The 680-nt window shown below is 65.3% G+C and carries 1 pseudogene; it reads right to left on the reverse strand.

The features are described from left to right. Positions 1–680: pseudogene (locus tag ACR0DO_RS19520) on the reverse strand (glycine dehydrogenase (aminomethyl-transferring)); the annotation flags it as partial.

Genomic DNA, 680 nt, shown 5'->3' on the forward strand with positions numbered 1-680 from the left:
ATGCGCCTCGGCGTCCAGCGGACGGGTGTCGAGGATACATTCATGCGCCACGCGGCCCGACTCGGAGGTGTAGAGGATCGGGTAGGCCTCGCTCAGACGTGCGGCGATGTAGTTGGCGTTCAGGATCGCCACTTTCGTCGCCTGCGTCAGGCCCGCACCGCCCATCAGCAGCACATAGGCCCAGCTGACCGGCAGGATCGAGGGCGAGCCGAAGGGCGCCGCCGAGACCGGGCCCACGGCGGTGCCGTATTCCGGGTGGCCGGGCAGGTGTTCTTCCAGATGCGCCTTGACGCCGATCGGACCCATGCCGGGGCCGCCACCGCCATGCGGGATGCAGAAGGTCTTGTGCAGGTTCAGGTGGCTGACATCGCCGCCGATATCTCCCGGACGCGACAGGCCGACCATGGCGTTCATGTTGGCGCCGTCGATATAGACCTGACCGCCGTGATCATGGGTGATCTGGCAGACCTCCTGCACGGTGGTCTCGAACACGCCATGGGTCGAGGGGTAGGTGATCATGCAGCCGGCCAGATGATCGGAATGCTTCTCAGCCTTGGCGCGGAAGTCATTCAGGTCGATATTGCCGTTCTCATCCGATTGCACCGGCACAACCTGCCAGCCCACCATCTGCGCCGAGGCCGGGTTGGTCCCGTGCGCCGAGGTCGGGATCAGGCAGACAT

Source organism: Ruegeria sp. AM9 (genome assembly GCF_056540565.1).